The 18995-nt window shown below is 73.5% G+C and carries 13 protein-coding genes; 11 read left to right on the top strand and 2 right to left on the bottom strand.

What is annotated here, in order from left to right:
* The first annotated feature begins 2 nt into the window (after positions 1-2).
* On the top strand, positions 3-1496 hold the full coding sequence (locus HCJ93_RS27130; RefSeq protein ID WP_167998469.1) for a glycoside hydrolase family 3 protein: 1494 nt from the start codon (positions 3-5) through the stop codon (positions 1494-1496).
* 121 nt (positions 1497-1617) lie between these two features.
* On the opposite strand, the gene HCJ93_RS27125 is transcribed toward HCJ93_RS27130, so the two are convergent.
* A complete protein-coding gene (locus tag HCJ93_RS27125) occupies positions 1618-2238 on the bottom strand; it encodes a YdeI/OmpD-associated family protein (RefSeq protein WP_167998468.1) in 621 nt (206 codons plus the stop codon).
* A 162-nt stretch (positions 2239-2400) separates the two neighbouring features.
* Between HCJ93_RS27125 and HCJ93_RS27120 the strand changes: the two genes are divergently transcribed.
* From HCJ93_RS27120 to HCJ93_RS27105, 4 genes are all read left to right on the top strand, one after another.
* Entirely contained in the window at positions 2401-2796 is a 396-nt protein-coding gene (locus HCJ93_RS27120; protein WP_167998467.1) for a cell division protein SepF, read from the top strand.
* A gap of 299 nt (positions 2797-3095) precedes the next feature.
* Positions 3096-4217: an AAA family ATPase gene (locus HCJ93_RS27115; RefSeq protein WP_309141517.1), complete on the top strand. Its 1122-nt coding sequence runs from the start codon at positions 3096-3098 to the stop codon at positions 4215-4217.
* A gap of 145 nt (positions 4218-4362) precedes the next feature.
* Positions 4363-4680 carry a nucleotide pyrophosphohydrolase gene (locus HCJ93_RS27110; RefSeq protein ID WP_167998466.1) on the top strand — a complete coding sequence of 106 codons (318 nt, stop codon included), beginning with the start codon at positions 4363-4365 and terminating at the stop codon, positions 4678-4680.
* A 223-nt stretch (positions 4681-4903) separates the two neighbouring features.
* Positions 4904-5374, top strand: a complete 471-nt coding sequence (locus HCJ93_RS27105) for a DUF6099 family protein (protein WP_167998465.1) — start codon at positions 4904-4906, stop codon at positions 5372-5374.
* 260 nt (positions 5375-5634) lie between these two features.
* Here the strand turns inward: HCJ93_RS27105 and HCJ93_RS27100 are convergent, their stop codons facing one another.
* Positions 5635-5838 (bottom strand): hypothetical protein, encoded by a 204-nt coding sequence (locus HCJ93_RS27100; RefSeq protein ID WP_167998483.1) that lies wholly within the window; start codon positions 5836-5838, stop codon positions 5635-5637.
* 271 nt (positions 5839-6109) lie between these two features.
* Between HCJ93_RS27100 and HCJ93_RS27095 the strand changes: the two genes are divergently transcribed.
* From HCJ93_RS27095 to fxsT, 6 genes are all read left to right on the top strand, one after another.
* Positions 6110-7033: an LLM class F420-dependent oxidoreductase gene (locus tag HCJ93_RS27095; protein WP_167998464.1), complete on the top strand. Its 924-nt coding sequence runs from the start codon at positions 6110-6112 to the stop codon at positions 7031-7033.
* Between the two features lie 188 nt (positions 7034-7221).
* Positions 7222-8799: a 3' terminal RNA ribose 2'-O-methyltransferase Hen1 gene (locus tag HCJ93_RS27090; RefSeq protein ID WP_167998463.1), complete on the top strand. Its 1578-nt coding sequence runs from the start codon at positions 7222-7224 to the stop codon at positions 8797-8799.
* Positions 8796-11342 (top strand): polynucleotide kinase-phosphatase, encoded by a 2547-nt coding sequence (locus HCJ93_RS27085; protein ID WP_167998462.1) that lies wholly within the window; start codon positions 8796-8798, stop codon positions 11340-11342. The genes HCJ93_RS27090 and HCJ93_RS27085 overlap by 4 nt, the downstream gene beginning before the upstream one ends.
* Before the next feature lie 100 nt (positions 11343-11442).
* The gene (locus tag HCJ93_RS27080; protein WP_309141516.1) at positions 11443-13041 is read left to right on the top strand and encodes a VMAP-C domain-containing protein; all 1599 of its coding nucleotides are present in this window, start codon (positions 11443-11445) and stop codon (positions 13039-13041) included.
* On the top strand, positions 13038-14147 hold the full coding sequence (locus tag HCJ93_RS27075; RefSeq protein ID WP_167998460.1) for an AAA family ATPase: 1110 nt from the start codon (positions 13038-13040) through the stop codon (positions 14145-14147). Before HCJ93_RS27080 ends, HCJ93_RS27075 begins: the two co-directional genes overlap by 4 nt.
* On the top strand, positions 14148-18830 hold the full coding sequence (fxsT, locus tag HCJ93_RS27070) for an FxSxx-COOH system tetratricopeptide repeat protein (protein ID WP_167998459.1): 4683 nt from the start codon (positions 14148-14150) through the stop codon (positions 18828-18830).
* Positions 18831-18995: the final 165 nt, after the last annotated feature.

Below are 18995 nucleotides of genomic sequence, written 5' to 3'. Positions count from 1 at the left end.
CGATGACAGCCACCACCACCGGCACCGACACTCTCACGCGGGACGCCCTGGCCGTACTGCAGCCGGGCTTCACCGGCACCACACCGCCCGACTGGGTGCGCCGCAGGCTCGGCGAGGGACTCGTCTCCGTCGCCCTGTTCGGCCGCAACATCGTCGACGCGGAGCAGGTCGCCGCGCTGACCGCCGCGCTGCGGGCCGAGCGGGACGAACTGCTGGTCGCCATCGACGAGGAGGGCGGCGACGTCACCCGTCTGGAGGTGCGCACCGGCTCCTCGTTCCCCGGCGCCCACGCCCTCGGCGCGGTCGACGACGTGACGCTGACCCGGGACGTGGCCGCCGAGCTGGGCCGCCGGCTCGCCGCCTGCGGGGTCAGCCTCAACTGGGCGCCCTCCGCCGACGTCAACGCCAACCCCGACAACCCGGTCATCGGCGTACGCTCCTTCGGCGCCGACACCGACCTGGTCGCCCGGCACACCGCCGCCTACGTCGAGGGCATGCAGGCGGCCGGGGTCGCCGCCTGCACCAAGCACTTCCCCGGGCACGGCGACACCAGCGTCGACTCCCACCACGCGCTCCCGCAGATCGACCTCGACACCACCACGCTGCACGAGCGCGAACTCAGGCCGTTCCGGGCGGCGATCGAGGCCGGCACCCGGGCCGTGATGAGCGCCCACATCCGGGTGCCCGTCCTCGACCCCGACCGCCCGGCCACGCTCTCCCGCCGCATCCTCACCGGCCTGCTGCGCGGTGAACTCGGCTACGACGGGCTCATCGTCACCGACGGCATGGAGATGCAGGCCATCTCCGGCACCTACGGGCTCGAGCACGGCGTCGTCCTCGCCATCGCCGCGGGTGCCGACGCCATCTGCGTGGGCGGCGGGCTGTGCGACGAGAACACGGTGCTCAGCCTGCGGGACGCCCTGGTCGGCGCCGTACGCTCCGGCGAACTGGCCGAGGAACGGCTGGCCGACGCCGCCGCCCGGGTCCGCGCCCTGGCCGCCTGGACGGCCGACGCCCGCCGGTCCCCGGCCGCCCCGCCCCTCGAGCCCCGCCCGGACATCGGCCTCACCGCGGCCCGCCGCGCCGTCACCGTGACCCGCACCAGGCCCACGGCCCCGCTGACCGCGCCCGTCTTCGTGGCCACCTTCACCCCGGCCGCGAACATCGCCGTCGGCGACGAGACCCCCTGGGGGGTCGGCGCGGAACTCCAACGGCGCCTCCCCGGCACCGAGGTCGGCCGCTTCTCCGGCCCCGACGCCGGCGCCGAGGCCCTCAAGGCCGCCGCGGGCCGCCGGATCGTCGCCGTGGTCCGCGACGAACACCGCCACGGCTGGATGGGCAGGGCCCTCGACACGCTACTGGGCGCCGCCCCGGACACCGTTGTCGTCGAGATGGGCATCCCCCAGTCCGCCCCGCGCGGCGCCCTGCACATCACCACCCACGGCGCGGCCCGCGTCTGCGGTGTCGCCGCGGCGGATGCGATCGTCGCCGGTTGACCTGCCGGCAGACAGGCTCACCGGGGGCTGACCGGCGAAGCCGGTCCGGACGGAGGCTCGGCCGTCCGGACCGGCTTCGCCGATCGGCGACCGTTCCGCCCGGCCCCGATCCCTGTCACGATCAGGGGTGGAGCTTCTCTCCCGCCGTCAGCATCGCCACGAACTTCTCGATGCGGGCCGCCCGGGTGGCCGGGCGCTTGGCGTCCTGGACGCGGTGGAGGATGGCGTAGCGGTTGCGGCTGTCCAGGGAGTCGAAGAAGTCCCGGGCGGACTGCGGTGCCGCGTCCAGGGCGGCGCGCAGGTCGTCGGGAACCGTCGCCCTGCTCGGGCTCGCGTACGCCGCCTCCCAGCGCCCGTCCGCCTTGGCGCGCTCCACCTCACGGAGTCCGGCCTCCCGCATCCGGCCCGCCTCGATCAACGCGGTCGCCTTCTTCACATTGATCTGCGACCACTTGCTGCGCGGCCGGCGCGGAGTGAACCGCTGCACCCAGTGCGTCTCGTCCAGCTTCTTCTTCCGGCCGTCGATCCATCCGAAGCACAGGGCCGATTCCAGCGCCGTGGCGTAGTCGATGCCGGTGCCTCCCGCGCCCTTGCGCGGGATCTTCACCCACACCCCGCGGGCCCCGGCGTGGTGCTCCTCCAGCCACTTCTCCCAGTCCTCCCGCGTGGCGAAGGCCAGGACCGGTTCACCCGCTTCACCCGGTGCACCCGGGTCACTCGCGTCGTTCGTTCCACCCGTCATGCCCGTCAGCGAAGCCGATCGACGGGGCCGGGTCAACGCTTCGCCGATCCTTCCTGGCACGGTGTCCCGCCCCGTTGGCGGAGCGTGTCGGTGTTGGGCCGAACGGGTGACCATGCGTAAGAATTGCCCGATGCAGACACTCAGGACGACCGAGGACGGAGCATGCCGGTGAACAGGCACGATGTCACCGACGAACAGTGGGAGGGGCTCGCCCAGGTCGTTCCGCTGCGGGGCCGGGACGCCTGGCCGTCCGCGGTCGACCACCGGTCCGTTCCGGAGGCCGAGACGGAGGCGCGGCGCCGCTTCGTCGTTCTGCGTGTGAATGTGTTCGCGGACGCCCGCGACGTCGCCGAGACGCTGATGGCCGGCGTCCCCGTCCTGCTCGATCTGACCGGCGCGGAGACCGAGGTCGCCAAGCGCGTCCTGGACTTCAGCACGGGGGTCGTCTTCGGCCTGGCGAGCGGGATGCACCGGGTCGACCGGAACGTCTTCCTGCTGACCCCGGCGGGCACGGAGGTCACCGGGCTGATGGAGGGGGTCGAGGTCCCGGGGGCGTAGCGGATCCGGGCCGCCCCGGGAGCCCGGAGCGGGCGTGCGCGGGAGCGGGGGGCGCGAGCGGGTGAGCGGGCCGCCCGCCCGTTCGTAGGAAGCGTGCGTGAGCGGAACGGTTCGCCCGGCGGGCGGCGGTCTAGCGTCCCGCCATGACCGTGTCTTCGTCCCCTTCCGTTCCTGGTCCCTGCCGTCCGTCCGCCACGTCCGGCGGGCCGGTCGCGGACCCGGCGGCCCCGGGTGCTGCCGCAGACTCCGTTCCCGCTCCTGACGCGCCCGCCACCTCCGTCCCCGCTCGAGCGACGCCCGTGACGCGGCCGCTGCGGCCGTATGTGAGCGAGCTGGTGCTGACCGCGTTCACCCGGCACCGGAGGACCGGGCTGCGGCTCGGGGCGCTGACACTGCTCGCCGGACGCAGCGGGAGCGGGAAGAGCAGCGCGCTGCGGGCGTACGAGGCGCTGGCGCGGCTCGCGGGAGGCGCCGAGCTGGGGGAGGTGTTCCGCGAGCCGGAGGCCTTGGTGCCCGAGGGGGCGCGGCCGGATGCCCAGGGGCGGCGGGGGTTCAGGATCGGGTGTGCGGCCGACGGGCCCGAGGGGCCGGTGCGGCTGGAGGTGGCCGTGCAGGCCGAGCCCGAGCTGCGCATCGTGGGGGAGCGGCTCACCGCCGGAGGGCTCGTCCTGCTGGGTTCCGCGCTGCGCGACCCGCGTCGCCGGGTCGTGCAGGCGGCCTGGCACACGGCGGGTGCGGAGGTCACCCGGGGCCTGCTGCCCGACGACCGGCTGGGCACCGCGCTGCTGCCGCTGCGGGTCGCCGGGACGACGCCGGGGCAGCGCAGGGTGCTGGCCGCCGCCGAGCAGATGCTGGTGGCGCTGCGCTCCGTCTTCGCCTGCGATCCCCGCCCCGACCGCATGGGCGGGCCCGTGCCCCTCGGCACCGGCCGTCTCCTGGGCGGCTGTGAGAACCTCGCCGCCGTGCTGGCCCGTACCCGTGTGGAGTGCGGGCGGCGGCACGGGCTGCTCGTCGAGGCCCTCCGGGAGGGGTGCGCGGGGCCGGTCGCCGATCTGCTCGCCGAGCCCTGCGGAGACGGACGGGTCCGCGCCCTGCTCGACCGCGGCAACGGCATCCGCACCGGCATCGAGCGGCTCGGTGACGGCGAGCTGCGGCATCTCGCCCTCGCCCTGGTGCTGCTGACCGGCCCCGGTGTGCTGGAGGTGGACGCGGCCGGTGAGGTCCCGGACGCGCTGCAGACCCTGACCGTGCTGGCGGACGACTTCGACCGCGGCCTGGACCGCGCCCAGCGCGCCGCCCTGCTGGGCCTTGCGGTGCGGATGTGCGTCCGCGGGCACATCCGGCTCGTCGGCGCGGTCAGCGATGCCTCCTGGGCGGCGGGGGCGGAGGGCGTGACGGTGGTACACCTGGACCGTGACTGATCACCGCGACCCCACGAACTCCGAGGACCCCGCGAACTCCGGGGCCCCCTCGGGCACTCCTACGGGCCCCACGGAATCCACGGCACCAGCGGAACCATCCACTGCACCTACGGCACCCGCGGACCGCGCGTCCGGGGGCGGCCCGGTGCCCGGCCTCGCCGAACTCCAGCAGCGCCTCGCCGAGTTCGCCGCCGCGCGGCGCTGGGAGCCCTACCACACGCCGAAGAACCTGGTCTCCGCCCTCAGTGTGGAGGCCGCCGAACTCCTGGAGATCTTCCAGTGGTCGACGCCCGAGGAGTCGGCCCGGGTGATGGACGACCCGGACACCGCGCACCGGGTCACCGACGAGGTCGCCGATGTGCTGGCGTACCTCCTCCAGCTGTGCGAGGTCCTCGGCATCGATCCGCTGGCCGCGCTGGCGGCGAAGATCGAGCGGAACGAGCACCGGTTTCCTGCGCCGTAGTCGTCGCCAGTCGCCCGTCCGGCGCCGTAGCCACCCCTCGAGCGTGGGGAGTTGAGCACTCCGCTTGTACACTCCGTAGTGGAATCAAGCGCTGAGTTCGAATTGTTGTCCGCTCATTTCCGTCTTCCTCTGGCTTTTTGTCTCAGGTGACCTCACTCTGGGTAGTGGACAAGGGAGTTCGGGTGGACGCGTGGGCAGCGCGTCGGACAGTCGGGGGCAGCGCATGGATGCTGTGCGGCTCATCGTGAGGAGCAGGAGAGCGCTGGCCGCGAGCGGCGGCGCTCCGGAGTTGCTGACCGAGGTGTGGCAGGCGCAGGCGCTCGCGCAGGCGGTGGGCAGCCGCCTCGCCGTCGCCGGACCACCCGAACTGCGCGGCGAGGCGCTGGGGCTGACCGAGCTTGCGGGCCGCGGCTGCGGGGTCCTGAACACCCCCGTGATAGCCCCCGGGGAGCTGAGGGCGGCGCAGCTCACCGAGCTGGGCGACGCCCGCCAGTCCCTGACCGACCTGGGCGGACTGCTCGGCGAGGTCGGCATGGCCCTGGTCGGCCTCGCCTGCGCGGCGGACGACGAGGCGACCTACTGGCAGTGCATGGAGGCCATCGACGCGGCGGACGAGTCCCGCGACCGCGTCCTGGAGATGCTGCGCAAACTCTCCGACCGCGACGAGTCCTTACCGGAGCGGGAGGCGGGGTGACTCCCTATCCCTGGCCGGGAGGCCCGCCGACCACCGCTCACCGGATCCACCGGCCGCCCCCCCGCACGGCGACGGCCGCCGCACATCGGCCAGTCGAGGCAGAAGACCCTGAGAGAAGGCCCTGAGAGAAGGCCCTGAGATCCGGAAGCTCCGGGGCAGGCTCCCGGGCCCGGTCCTCCACTTGCTCGGCTCACAACCTTCAGGTCTCCCGGGCCCAGGCCACCAGGCCCCCGGGCTCCCAGGCCCGCCCCTGCGTCTCTTCAGCGCGATGGCCCGGTGCCGCCCGTCGGCCCCGCGCCGCCCTCCTCGGCGCCGCCGCGGCGGCCCACGGCCGCCGTCCGCAGATCAGCGTTCAGCGCCGACAGGTCCGCGTTCAGCGCGGCCATCAACTCCTCCATCTGCTGCAGCAGGCCCTTCGGCTGCGACAAACCACCAGCGGCCGGCAGCGGCCCCCCGTCCTGCAGCGGGCCTTTGCCCCGCAGCGACCTCTCGTCCCGCAGCGGGCCTCCGTCCGCCAGCGGTCCGGTCTCCTCCGGCATATCGGCCTCCTCGGCCCCGGCCCCGTCGGGCCGGCACAGTGACGCCCCGGCGTCGTCCGCCGGCGCGGGTGCCGGGCGTTCCGGCTCCGTGCGGGCAACGATCTTCCTCCCGCCTCGGTCACTGCCGCGGTCATACCAATCGGCTCACCCGACCGGCCGTGATCGGCTCACCCGACCGACCGTGCAGGATGGAGGCATGGATCTGCGCATCTTCACCGAGCCTCAGCAGGGCGCCACGTACGACACGCTCCTGACTGTCGCCAAGGCCACCGAAACCCTCGGATTCGACGGCTTCTTCCGCTCCGACCACTACCTGAAGATGGGCTCCGTCGACGGCCTGCCCGGCCCCACCGACGCCTGGATCACACTCGCCGGGCTCGCCAGGGAGACCCGCCGCATCCGGCTCGGCACCCTAATGACCGCCGCCACGTTCCGCCTTCCCGGCGTCCTCGCCGTGCAGGTCGCGCAGGTCGACCAGATGTCCGGCGGGCGGATCGAACTCGGCCTGGGCGCGGGATGGTTCGAGGAGGAGCACAGGGCGTACGGCATTCCCTTCCCCAAGGAGAGGCTCGCCCGGCTCGAGGAGCAGCTGGAGATCATCACCGGGTTGTGGGCCACCGAGACCGGCAGCACCTACGACTTCCACGGCACCTACTACGAGCTCACCGGCTGCCCCGCGCTCCCCAAGCCCGCCCAGGCCAGGCTGCCCATCCTCGTCGGCGGCAGGGGCCCCCGCCGCACCCCGCGGATCGCCGCCCGGTACGCCGACGAGTACAACGCCTCCTTCTTCTCGCCCGAGGAGAGCGCCGCGCAGTTCGGCCGGGTGCGGGAGGCCGCCCAGCAGGAGGGCCGGGACCCGGACGAGATCCTCTGCTCCAACCTCCTGGTGGTCTGCGTAGGCAAGGACGAGCACGAACTCGCCCGGCGGGCCGACGCCATCGGCCGCGAGGTCGGTGAGCTGCGGGCCAACGGCCTGGCGGGCACCCCGGCCGAGGTCGTCGACAAGATCGGCCGCTACCAGGAGGCCGGCTCCCGCCGGATCTACCTCCAGGTGCTGGACCTCAGCGACCTCGATCACCTGGAACTGATCGCCTCCGAGGTCCAGTCCCAGCTGTCGTAGCGGCCCCCGCCCCGGCCTGCCCGGGGCGGGTCCGCCGCCCCGGGCGCCCGGAAGCACCGGCGGAGAAGCACCGGCGAAGCACCCAGAAAATCCCGAAGAGACCCGGCCGCCGGGCCGGTACGGTGATCGGACGCGTTGGATCCCCGCGTGTCTCAGCAGTTCAGAAGGTGTTTCGAGGTGTAACCACCGTGTTCCTTTCGATCAGTACCACCGGCGTCCCCGAGCGCCCCGCGACCGATCTCGGCTTCCTGCTGCACAAGCACCCCGAGAAGGCGCAGTCGCGCTCGACCTCCTACGGCAGAGCGCACATCCTCTACCCGGAGGCGGACGCCGAGCGCTGCACAGCGGCGCTGCTGCTCGAGGTGGACCCGGTGGCACTGATCCGGCGCGGCAAGGGCAAGGGCCGCGGCGGCGCACCCGACGCCGCGCTCGCGCAGTACGTCAACGACCGCCCGTACGCGGCCTCCTCGCTGCTGGCGGTCGCCCTGAGCACGGTGTTCTCCAGCGCGATGCGCGGGGTGTGCGCCGCCCGCCCGGAGCTGCCCGGGCAGCCGCGCCCGCTGCGCATCGAGGTTCCCGCGCTGCCCGCCCGCGGCGGCCCGGACCTGGTGCGCCGGCTGTTCGAGCCGCTCGGCTGGGCGGTGGACGCCGAACCCGTCCCGCTGGACGAACGGTTCCCCGAGTGGGGCGACTCGCGGTATGTGCGGCTGGTGCTTCAGGCGGACAGCCTCACCGTCGCCGAGGCGCTGCGCCACCTGTATGTGCTGCTTCCGGTCCTGGACGACGCCAAGCACTACTGGGTCTCCGCCGACGAGGTGGACAAGCTGCTGCGGGCCGGTGAGGGCTGGCTGCCCGCCCACCCGGAGCAGCAGCTGATCACCAGCCGCTACCTCTCCCGGCGCTGGTCGCTGACCCGGCAGGCGCGTCAGCGGCTCGAGCTGGTGCGGCTCGCCGAGGCGGACGACAGCGAGGTCGACGAGATCGACAACGCGGTGAAGGCGGAGAGCGAGTCGGAGGAGAAGCCGACACCGCTGGCGGTGCAGCGCCGGGACGCCATCACGGCCGCGCTGCGGGCCGCCGGCGCCTCCCGGGTGCTCGATCTGGGCTGCGGCGAGGGCCAGTTGGTGCGCGAGCTGCTGCGCGACCCGGCGTTCACCGAGATCGTCGGTGTCGATGTGTCGACCCGTGCGCTCGCCATCGCCTCCCGGCGGCTGAAGCTGGACCGCATGGGCGAGCGGCAGGCCTCCCGGGTCAGGCTGCTGCAGGGCTCCCTGGCCTACACCGACCGCCGGCTCGCGGGCTATGACGCGGCCGTGCTCAGCGAGGTGATCGAGCACGTCGACCCGCCCCGGCTGCCCGCGCTCGAGTACGCCGTGTTCGGCGCGGCGCGTCCCCGCACCGTCGTCGTGACCACGCCGAACGTCGAGTACAACGTGCGCTGGGAGAGCCTGCCGGCCGGACACGTCCGGCACCGCGACCACCGCTTCGAGTGGGACCGTGCGCAGTTCCGCGCCTGGGCGGGGGAGGTGGCGGAACGGCACGGCTACGGCGTGGAGTTCCGGCCCGTGGGGCCGGACGACCCGGAGGTCGGGCCGCCCACCCAGATGGCCGTGTTCACCGCCGGGACCGTGCCGGACGGCAGGACCACCGAGAACGGCTCCGGCAAGACCACCGGGAACAACTCGGGCACGACCACCGAGAACGACTCCGGCACGGACACCGAGAAGAACTCCGGGACGAACGAGAAGGAGGCGAAGGCCGCATGACCACCGGGACCCGGGCGCAGGGCCGCACCCTGTCCGTCACCGATCTGTCGCTGGTGGTGCTGGTCGGCGCCTCCGGCTCCGGCAAGTCCACGTTCGCCCGGCGCCACTTCAAGCCCACCGAGGTCATCTCCTCCGACTTCTGCCGGGGCCTGGTCGCCGACGACGAGAACGATCAGAGCGCCTCCCGGGACGCCTTCGACGTCCTGCACTACATCGCGGGCAAGCGCCTGGCCGCAGGACGCCGCACCGTCGTCGACGCCACCAGCGTCCAGTCCGAGGCGCGCGGCAAGCTGATCGAGCTGGCGCGGGAGCACGACGTACTGCCGATAGCCATCGTGCTCGACGTGCCCGAGGAGGTGTGCGCCGAGCGCAACGCCGCCCGCACCGACCGGGCCGACATGCCCCGCCGGGTGATCCGCCGCCACACCCGCGAACTGCGGCGCTCGCTGCGGCACCTGGAGCGGGAGGGCTTCCGCAAGGTGCATGTGCTGCGCGGCGTGGAGGAGATCGAGAACGCCACCGTCGTCACCGAGAAGCGGTACAACGACCTCACCCACCTCACCGGGCCGTTCGACATCATCGGCGACATCCACGGCTGCTCCGGCGAACTGGAGGCGCTGCTCGGCAAGCTGGGCTATGCCGACGGAGTGCACCCCGAGGGCCGCACCGCGGTCTTCGTGGGCGACCTGGTCGACCGCGGCCCGGACAGCCCCGGTGTGCTGCGCCGGGTGATGGGCATGGTCAAGTCCGGCAACGCGCTGTGCGTGCCGGGCAACCACGAGAACAAGTTCGGCCGCTATCTGCGGGGCCGCAACGTCCAGCTGACCCATGGCCTCGCCGAGACCGTCGAGCAGATGGAGGGCGAGAGCGAGGAGTTCAAGCAGGAGGTACGGGAGTTCATCGACGGCCTGGTCAGCCACTACGTCCTCGACGGCGGGCGCCTCGTGGTCTGCCACGCCGGTCTGCCGGAGAAGTACCACGGGCGCACCTCGGGCCGGGTGCGCAGCCACGCCCTGTACGGCGACACCACCGGCGAGACCGACGAGTTCGGCCTGCCGGTGCGCTACCCGTGGGCGGAGGACTACCGCGGCCGTGCCGCCGTCGTCTACGGGCACACCCCGGTGCCGGAGGCGACCTGGCTGAACAACACCATCTGCCTGGACACCGGCGCCGTCTTCGGCGGCAAGCTCACCGCGCTGCGCTGGCCGGAGCGGGAGCTCGTCGACGTGCCGGCCGAGCGCGTCTGGTACGAGCCGGCGAAGCCGCTGCGCACCGAGGCGCCCGGCGGCCGCGAGGGACGCCCGCTGGACCTCGCCGACGTGCACGGTCGCCGGGTCGTCGAGACCCGGCACCAGGGCCGCATCACGATCCGCGAGGAGAACGCGGCCGCCGCGCTCGAGGTGATGAGCCGCTTCGCCGTCGACCCGCGTCTGCTGCCGTACCTGCCGCCCACCATGGCGCCCGTGGCCACCTCGCAGCTGGAGGGCTACCTGGAGCACCCGGCCGAGGCGTTCGCCCAGTACGCGGCGGACGGCGTGGCACGGGTGGTGTGCGAGGAGAAGCACATGGGCTCGCGCGCGGTGGCCCTGGTGTGCCGGGACGCGGAGACCGCCAGGGAGCGGTTCGGGGCGGACGGCGTGACCGGTTCGCTGTACACGCGCACCGGCCGCCCGTTCTTCGACACCCCGGCCGTCACCGAGGAGATCCTCGGCCGGCTGCGCACCGCCGTCACCGAGGCGGGCCTGTGGGAGGAACTCGGCACCGGGTGGCTGCTGCTGGACGCCGAGCTGATGCCGTGGTCGCTGAAGGCGAGCGGTCTGCTGCGCTCCCAGTACGCGGCGGTGGGCGCCGCGTCCGGCGCCGCCCTCCCGCCCGCGCTGGCCGCCCTGGAGGCGGCAGCGGCGCGGGGCGTGGACGTCGGGGAGCTGCTCACCCGCCAGCGGGAGCGGGCCTCGGCCGCCTCCGCGTTCACCGAGACCTACCGCCGCTACTGCTGGACCACCGACGGTCTGGACGGGGTGCGGCTCGCCCCGTTCCAGCTGCTCGCCGTCCAGGGCCGCAGTCTGGCCGCGCTGCCGCACGACGAGCAGCTGGCGCTGCTCGACCGGCTGGTCGAGCACGACAACTCCGGGCTGCTGCAGACCACCCGGCGGCTGTATGTGGACACCGGTGACCCGGAGTCGGTGCGGGCCGGCACCGACTGGTGGCTGGAGATCACCGGGCGCGGCGGCGAGGGCATGGTCGTCAAGCCGGTCGGCGCGCTGGTGCGCAGCGCCGAGGGCCGGCTGGTGCAGCCCGGCATCAAGTGCCGGGGCCGCGAGTACCTGCGGATCATCTACGGCCCCGAGTACACCCGCCCGGAGAACCTCGCCCGGCTGCGCGGCCGCTTCCTGAACCACAAGCGGTCCCTTGCCGTCCGCGAGTACGCGCTCGGCCTGGAGGCGCTGGACCGCCTCGCCGAGGGCGAGCCGCTGTGGCGCGTGCACGAAGCGGTGTTCGGTGTGCTCGCACTGGAGTCCGAGCCCGTCGACCCGCGCCTGTAGCACAACGGGCGCATGATTCCGGCCGAGTCGCCCGGGCGGGGGACTTCGGCCGGACATCCGCCCCGGGGCCTCACCCGTCCCTGGTTAACCGTCAGTTGCCGTGCTAACTTCGCAGGTCGGTCAGGCAGGCGAACCGACTCATGGGGGACAGTCGGTGGAGAACGGCGAGGGGCTCGGCGGACCCGGGGGCGGGGCGTCGCGCGGGCGAGGTCTGGAACTGGCGTTACATCTCACCAACGCCCTGTGCGAGCTCGTCTGCATGGCTGACGCGCAGAGCCGCGCCCAGTTCGCCGCCGTGCTCGGCGAACAGCTGGGTCGCACCATCGACGTGCGGGGCCTGAGACTCCGTGAGGATGCGGTGGCCATGGTGCGCGCCGCGCTGAACGTCCCGGGCGGCGAACGCGTACTGGTGAGAGTGGTCGAGCTCTACGAGGGGACCGCGCCGGCCGAGGAGCTGGGCCGGCTGATCGCCCCCGCCGCGCCGCCCCCGGCGGCCACTCTGCCCGGGCCTCTCAACGGTCACGACGTCCGCTCGGCCCGCGCCCTGCTCGTCGACGCCGAACGGGAGGTGCGCCCGGCCCGGTTACGGGAGCGGCTCGCCGCGGAGCTCGGCGGCCTTCAGCTGCCCGGCGGCCTCACCCCCGAGCAGCTGTTCGCGCACGTTCTGGAGTGGAACGCCCAGCCGGACGGACTGCCGCCCGCGGTGATCCTGCTCGACGTCACCGCCCAGCTGATGTCCACGCCCGGACAGGGCGCCCCGCTGGTCAAATGGGTCGACGGCTGGGCCCAGCGCGCCGGGCTGACGGCCGCCGTGGCCGAGCGGCGCACCGAGCGGGCGAGAACCACCGCCGACCCGGACATCCCCTGCTGCCTGATCGTCGCCGTGGAGCCCGCCCGCGACGGCTCCGGCGAGTACGTGGTGCGCACCTGGCTCAACACCGTCCCCGGCTACTGGGACCCGCAGCCGGGTGAGCCCACCGTCACCACCCTGCCCGGCCTCGGCCAGGCGGTGGAACGCGCGCTGCGGCAGGGCTCCCGCCTGTGGACCGCCCCGGCAGGTCCCCGTCAGCCCGGCGGCGACCAGCCCACCTTCGTGGAGTTCGTGCTCCCCTACGACCTGCTCAACCACGACGTGGCGAGCCTGACCTTCCAGGTAGGCCACGGACGCGCGCTGCCGCTCGGCCTGCGCTACGCGGTCCATCTGCGCAGCCTGGAACGGATGCGCACCGACGACGTGCTGGTCCGCCGCCAGTGGCAGGAACGGTGGCAGCGGCTGCGCCGGCACGGGGTGGCGGTGCACCGCTGGACCGCCGCCGACGCCCACCGGCTGGACGCCTGGCAGACCGCCCTCGCGGAGGACACCGGGCACACCGCCGTGGTGCTCGACGCGCCCGACGACACGCCCGCGCTCGAGGCGCTGAAGGCCGCGATCGCCGAGGGCATAGCGCTCGCCGTCTGGGACCGCCGGGGAGTCTTCAAGGAGGAGCGGCGCGAGGTGGTCACCGCGGTGTTCGCCTCCGTCCCGTTCGCCGCGCAGATCCCCATGGCCATCCACCGGCTGCGCCGGAAGGCGGTCGGCGAGGAGCAGAGCCCGGAGCTGCTCGGCCGTCATATCGCCTTCTTCTGGGACGATCCCACACGACTGGTCGACATCCACACCGACGACGGCGATCTCGCCAGCGAGGAGACACCGGCATGACCGCGCAGGAGGAGCAGGCGACCGTGTCCCCCGCCCCGGCCCCCGACGGCTGGCGGGTCTTCCACGCCACCGGCATGGCCCCGCGGACCCCGCCGGTCCTGCCGCCGGCCCCGCCCTGGCGCCGCTTCCGGGGCGGCCCGGCCCTGCCCCCGCCGCCCGACGACCCCGAGGCCGCGCTGCGCCGCATCGGCCCCGACGAGCTCACCCCGCAGCTCGGCTCCGACGAGATCGACGTCGTCAACGCCGCACTGCTGCTGCGCCGCCCGCTGCTGATCACCGGACCGCCAGGCGTCGGCAAGTCCACCCTGGCCCATGTGATCGCCCGGGAACTGGGGCTCGGCCGGGTTCTGGAGTGGAACATCGTCAGCCGTACGACGCTGAAGGACGGCCTCTACAACCACGATGCCATGGGGCGCGCCCAGGCCATCGCCGCCTGGCAGGCGGGGCTGCGCGGCGGCCCGGGAGGTGCCGCCTTCGCAGACCTGTCCGAGCAGCCCGAGCCCGGCGTCGTATTGAATGAACGTCAACTTCCGCCACTCCTCGGGGATTTCATCACCCTCGGGCCACTCGGCACCGCGCTTCTGCCCTACGATCGTCCGCGGGTGCTTCTTGTCGACGAGCTCGACAAGAGCGACATCGACCTGCCGAACGACCTGTTGCACGTGCTGGAGAACGGAAGCTATGACGTCCCGGAGCTGGTCCGCGACGCCGCCGAGACCGCGAGCGTCCACACCAGCGACCCCGGGGTCCGCGCCGAGGTGCGCCAAGGGCGGGTCGAGTGCCGGGAGTTCCCGGTCGTGGTGATCACCAGCAACGGCGAACGGGAGTTTCCGGCCGCCTTCCGCAGGCGTTGTCTGCCGCTCGAACTGCGCACGCCCACCCGCGAGCGGCTGCTCGCCATGGTGAAGCGGCATCTGGGTGAGCACCCCGAGGGCACCGAGGAGCTGGTGGACCTGTTCCTGCAGCGGGTCCAGGCCGGCGGTACGCACTCCCTGGATCAGCTACTCAACGCTGTCCAGATCACTACCCTGGGTGGTTTCCAGGTCGGCGGAAACGGGCGTAAGCTCGTGGAAATGCTCCTCCGCGACCTCGCGAAGGGCCGCTGAATGGACAACGGCTTTCCCAGGGAGCGCGCATCCGGATCCGGTGGCGGACCAGTGTCGGGGTCGTCGCCTCCTTCGGCGTTCCCCGAATCCGACGGGTACGCGAGCGACTCCCAGAGCCTCCTTCTCCCTGCCCCGCACACGGCCGCCGCCCAGGACGAGGTGCCGCGCTGGCAGGAGGTCGCGGACGCGGTGTGGCTCGCCGCCTACTGGGACCGCCACGGCGGCCCCGCCGTCGGCGTCCAGGGAGCCGGGCAGCGCGATGACGGGGGCTCCGCCGCCGGGCGCCCCGGAAGCGCAGGGAAGGCCGGGACCAGGAGCACCGCGGAAGCCGAGAGTGCCGCCACCGGGGAGTCCGGGCCCACGGACACCGGGGAGGCCGGGCGGACGGACACCGGGGAAGCCGAGTGCACACGCGAACCGCGGGACGCCGCGTCGACGGACCAGGAGGCGGACGGCGCTCCTTCCTCCGCCGGCCCGAGGGCTCCCGTCCCGGCCGGTGAGCGAGACGGGCGGCCGTCCGGCGACCTGGCCGACGGCCCGTACGTGCCCGATCCCCTGGACGTGCTGCCGGACCACGCCCCCGAGCCCCCCGGCGGAGGCCTGTTACCGGACCCCGAGGGTTCCGTCACCCTGCATCTCGCCCCACCGCTGCTCGCCGAGGACGCCAACGAGCCGCAGCACGGTCCGGGACGACGCACCGCCCAGCTGGCCCGCGCCCTGCACCAGCTGCAGCGCCGCGTGTCCTCCCGCGACGCCCACGAGCTCGACGAGGAGGCCACCGCCGAACAGGGCATCGCCGACGGGCTGTGGCTGCCGTTCCTGCGGCCCGCCCGCACCACCGCCTTCGACCTGGTGCTGCTCGCCGACGACGCGCCCACCATGCGCATCTGGGAGGAGACGGTGGCCCGGCTCGCCGAGGCCGCCGAGCACAGCGGCGCCTTCCGCAGCGTGCGCACCGTCCGGGTCGTCGTCCCGCGCACCGGATCGCCCACGCTGCACTGGACCAGCGGCGGCGCCGTCGCCGACCCGGCCGAGCTGATCGACGGCCGCGGCGGACGGGTCTTCCTCGTCGTCACCGACGGGCTCGGCCACGGCTGGGCCGCCCCCGCCGCCGACACCCTGCTCGGCCGCCTCGCCCACGCGGGACCCACCGCCCTGGTCCATCTGCTCCCGCCCCATCTGCGCCACCGCAGCTCCCTCTACCCCCACCCGGCGGTCCTGGAGGCGGGCGGATTCGGCGCGGCCAACGACGCCTTGGGGCACTGGGCTCCGCCCGGCGGCCCCGACCCCATGCGCCCCCTGCCCGAGGCCGGCGACGACTCGCTGCCCGTCCCGGTGCTCTCCCTGAAGCCCGCCTCGATCGCCGCCTGGGCCGACCTCGTCACCGGCGACCGCGGAGTGCGCCGATCGCTTCCCGTCGTCCTCGCCGGCAACCTCACCAAGGGCGCACCCGCCCCCGGACTGCGCGCCCCCCGCTTCCCGCGCGCCGCCGCCGCTGCCGTGCGCCGCTTCTTCACCCTCGCCACCCCGAAGGCCCGTCGGCTGGCCACCCAACTGGCCGCCGTTCCCTTCGAGTTCGAACTGGTCGAGCAGCTGCGGCGCAAGCTCATGCCCGACACCGGGCCGGACCACGTCGCCGAGATCCTCATGGGCGGGCTCATCGACTGGAACGGCGCGGGCGAAGGGCGCCCCGAGTTCGCGGACGGAGTGCGCGAGGCGCTGCTCGCCGCCACCACCCGCACCCAGCTCGCCCGCACCGTCAGCGTGGTGGGCGACCTGCCGGCCGCCGGCGAACGGGGCATGGCGCTGCGCGCCGCCCTGCGCGACCCGGTCGGCACCACGCTGCCCGACCCCGCCGAGGCCGGCTGGGTGCGCAGTGAACTCGCCGTGATGCGCGCCCTGTCCGGGCCCTACTCCGATCGAGCGAACCGCATCCACCCCGACCCCCTGAGGCGCACGCCCGGAGGCGGGACTGAACGGTCGCCCGATTTGCCCGCAAGTACCCCCCAAGGGATGAATAATCCAGAAGGTGTCGACTCCCGAGATGATCAGGCAGGGAGTCATCCAGCATCCGACCACCCCGACTCCTCTGGAGATCCCTTGCCGACCCCGGTGACCGAGACCCACCCCGAAGCCCCGGAGGCTGAGCAGCTCATGCAGAGCACCACGACCGCAACGCCGGCCCTTCTGGTGAACGTTCCGCTGCGGAACACCTCGTTCGTCGGCCGGCAGGCACTGCTGCGGGCCGTGGAGGAGCAGCTCGGCGCCCAGGACACGGCGGCCGTCCTGCCGCACGCCCTGCACGGGCTCGGCGGCGTCGGCAAGTCCCAGCTCGCCCTCGAGTACATCTACACCCACCAGCACGAGTACAGCGTCATCTGCTGGATCCCCGCCGAGCGGGAGAGCCTCATCCTGGCCGCTCTGGCCCACCTCGCCGACGCGCTCGGTGTCGCCCCCGCCGGCCACGACTCCGCGGGCGGCGCCCCCGCCGCCAACGCCGCCGTGCCGGCCGTCCTGGAGGCGCTGCGCTCCGGCAGCCCGTACCGCAACTGGCTGCTGGTCTTCGACAACGCCGAGGAGATCGACACGGTGCGCCGCTACTTCCCGGCCAACGGGCCCGGCAAGGTCATCGTGACCTCCCGGAACCGCGCCTGGGAGCGTGTCGCCACCCCGCTTCCGGTGAACGTCTTCGACCGCGAGGAGTCGATCGAGCTGCTGCAGAAGCGCTCGCCCGACCTGAGCACCGAGGACGCCGACCGGCTGGCCGAGGCCCTCGGCGACCTGCCGCTGGCCATCGAGCAGGCGGGCGCCTGGCGCGCCGTCACCGGCATGCTGGTCGACGAGTACCTCGATCTGCTCGCCCAGCGCAGCCCGGAGATCCTGGAGCTCGATCCCGCCCCCGACTACCCGGTCTCGGTCGCCGCCGCCTGGGACATCTCCCTGGAGCGCATCAAGGAGCGCAACCCCGGTGCCCGGCAGCTGCTGGACATCTGCGCCGCCATGGCGCCCGAGCCCATCCCGCGGTCCATGCTGCGCGGCAGCCGGGGCGTCAACATCACGCCCGAGGTCGACCCCCTGCTGCGCGAGTCCATCAAGCTGAACCGCGCGGTGCGCGACCTGAGCCAGTTCTCCCTGGTGAAGGTCGACCCCAGGTCCGACACGCTGCAGATGCACCGTCTGCTGCAGACGGTGCTCCTCGCCAAACTCGACCGCGAGCAGCACGAGCGCATGCGCGACGCCGCCCACCAGCTGCTGTCGGCGGCCAAGCCCGGCAACTACGCCTCGTCGCTGGAATGGCGCTCCTACCAGCTGCTGCTGCCGCACATCCTGGCCTCCCAGGCGGTGACCAGCACCGACACCTATGTGCGCGAGCTGGTCTACGACACCGCGCTGTTCCTGTACTACTGGGGCGACCACGAGGGCGCGGTGGACCTCGCCCGGCAGGCGTACAACGCCTGGCTCGCCGCCTCCGGCGAGGAGGACATCCACGTCATCCGCATCGCCAAGAGCCTGGCCTTCACCCTGCGCCAGGTCGGGCAGATCGCCGAGGCGATCCCGCTCACCGAGAAGGCCCTCGAGGTCTCCCGGCGCAGCGACGACGTCGACGCCGAGGACCTCATCGACTCGCTGTGCGAGATGGCCGACGCCCGCCGCTACCAGGGCCGATTCGCCGAGGCGCGGGACCTGGGCAAGGAGGCCACGGAGCTGGCCCGCTCACTGATGGGCCCGGACGACCCGATGACGCTGCGCGCCACCCACAGCTGGGCCGTCGACCTGCGCCTGTGCGGGCAGTTCCGGGAGGCACTGGAGCTGGACCAGGAGAACGCCCGGCTGCGGGAGCTGATGTACGGCCCGGCCAGCTTCTTCACCCTCAACACGCTCAACGGCCTCTCCATCGACATGCGGGAGAGCGGTGACTTCCCGGGAGCCCGCGAGTTCCAGGAGGACGTCCACCGGCGCGCCCGCAGCGCCATGGGCGAGGAACACCCGCTCACCCTGCGGGTGGCCCGCAACCTCGCCGTCTGCCTGCGCCGCGACGGGGCGCTGGACGAGGCGGTGAAGCTCTCCGAGGAGACCCTGCGGCGTTTCCTGTCCCGCTACGGCCCGCTGCACGCCGACTCGCTGGCCTCGGCGCTGAACCTCTCCGTGGACCGCCGGCTCGCCGGTGATCTGGAGCGGTCGCTGGAACAGGGCGAGGACACGGCCCGGCGCTACGCCACCCTCTTCGGCGACGACCACGCGTACACGCTGATGGCGCAGGCGAACGTGGCGGCCACGCTGCGGGCGCTGGGCCGCCTCGACCAGGCCCACGAGATGGAGGAGGCGGCGGCCGGCCGGCTCAGCGACACCCTGGGCGCCGAGCATGTGACCACGCTCACGGTGGCTCTCGGCCAGGCCAGCACGGCGTACGCCCAGCTGGACTTCGACCGGGCGCACGCGCTCGACAAGGCGAACCTGCCGAGGCTCGAGGAGGTCGCAGGGGAGGAGCACCCGCTGACCTTCGCCTGCCGGGCGAACCTCTCGATGGATCTGCGCGGGCTCGGCCGCGGCGACGAGGCGGACGAGGAGCAGCGCACGGCGGTGGAGGGCTTCACCCGGATGGTGCGGCCGGACCACCCGTGGCTGGTGGCGGCCCGTCACCGCCGCCGGATCGACGTCGACCTGGCGCCGATGCCGCTGTAGGGGCGACGAGCAGCGACGGGCGGGGCGGCACCTCTGTGCCGCCCCGCCCGTCGTCGTGCCCGATGCCGCCGGGTGCCCCCCCGGGGGTCTCTCCCGGGAGCCTCGGGGGACTCCGGGGATCTTTGGGTGTCTCCGGGAGGCTCCGGCGATCCTCGGCGGGTTCTT

The organism is Streptomyces composti, assembly GCF_012034205.1.
Lineage (GTDB): Bacteria > Actinomycetota > Actinomycetes > Streptomycetales > Streptomycetaceae > Streptomyces > Streptomyces composti.
The sequence above is the reverse complement of the archived record's forward strand: the minus strand, read 5'-3'. Positions and strand labels throughout refer to the sequence as shown.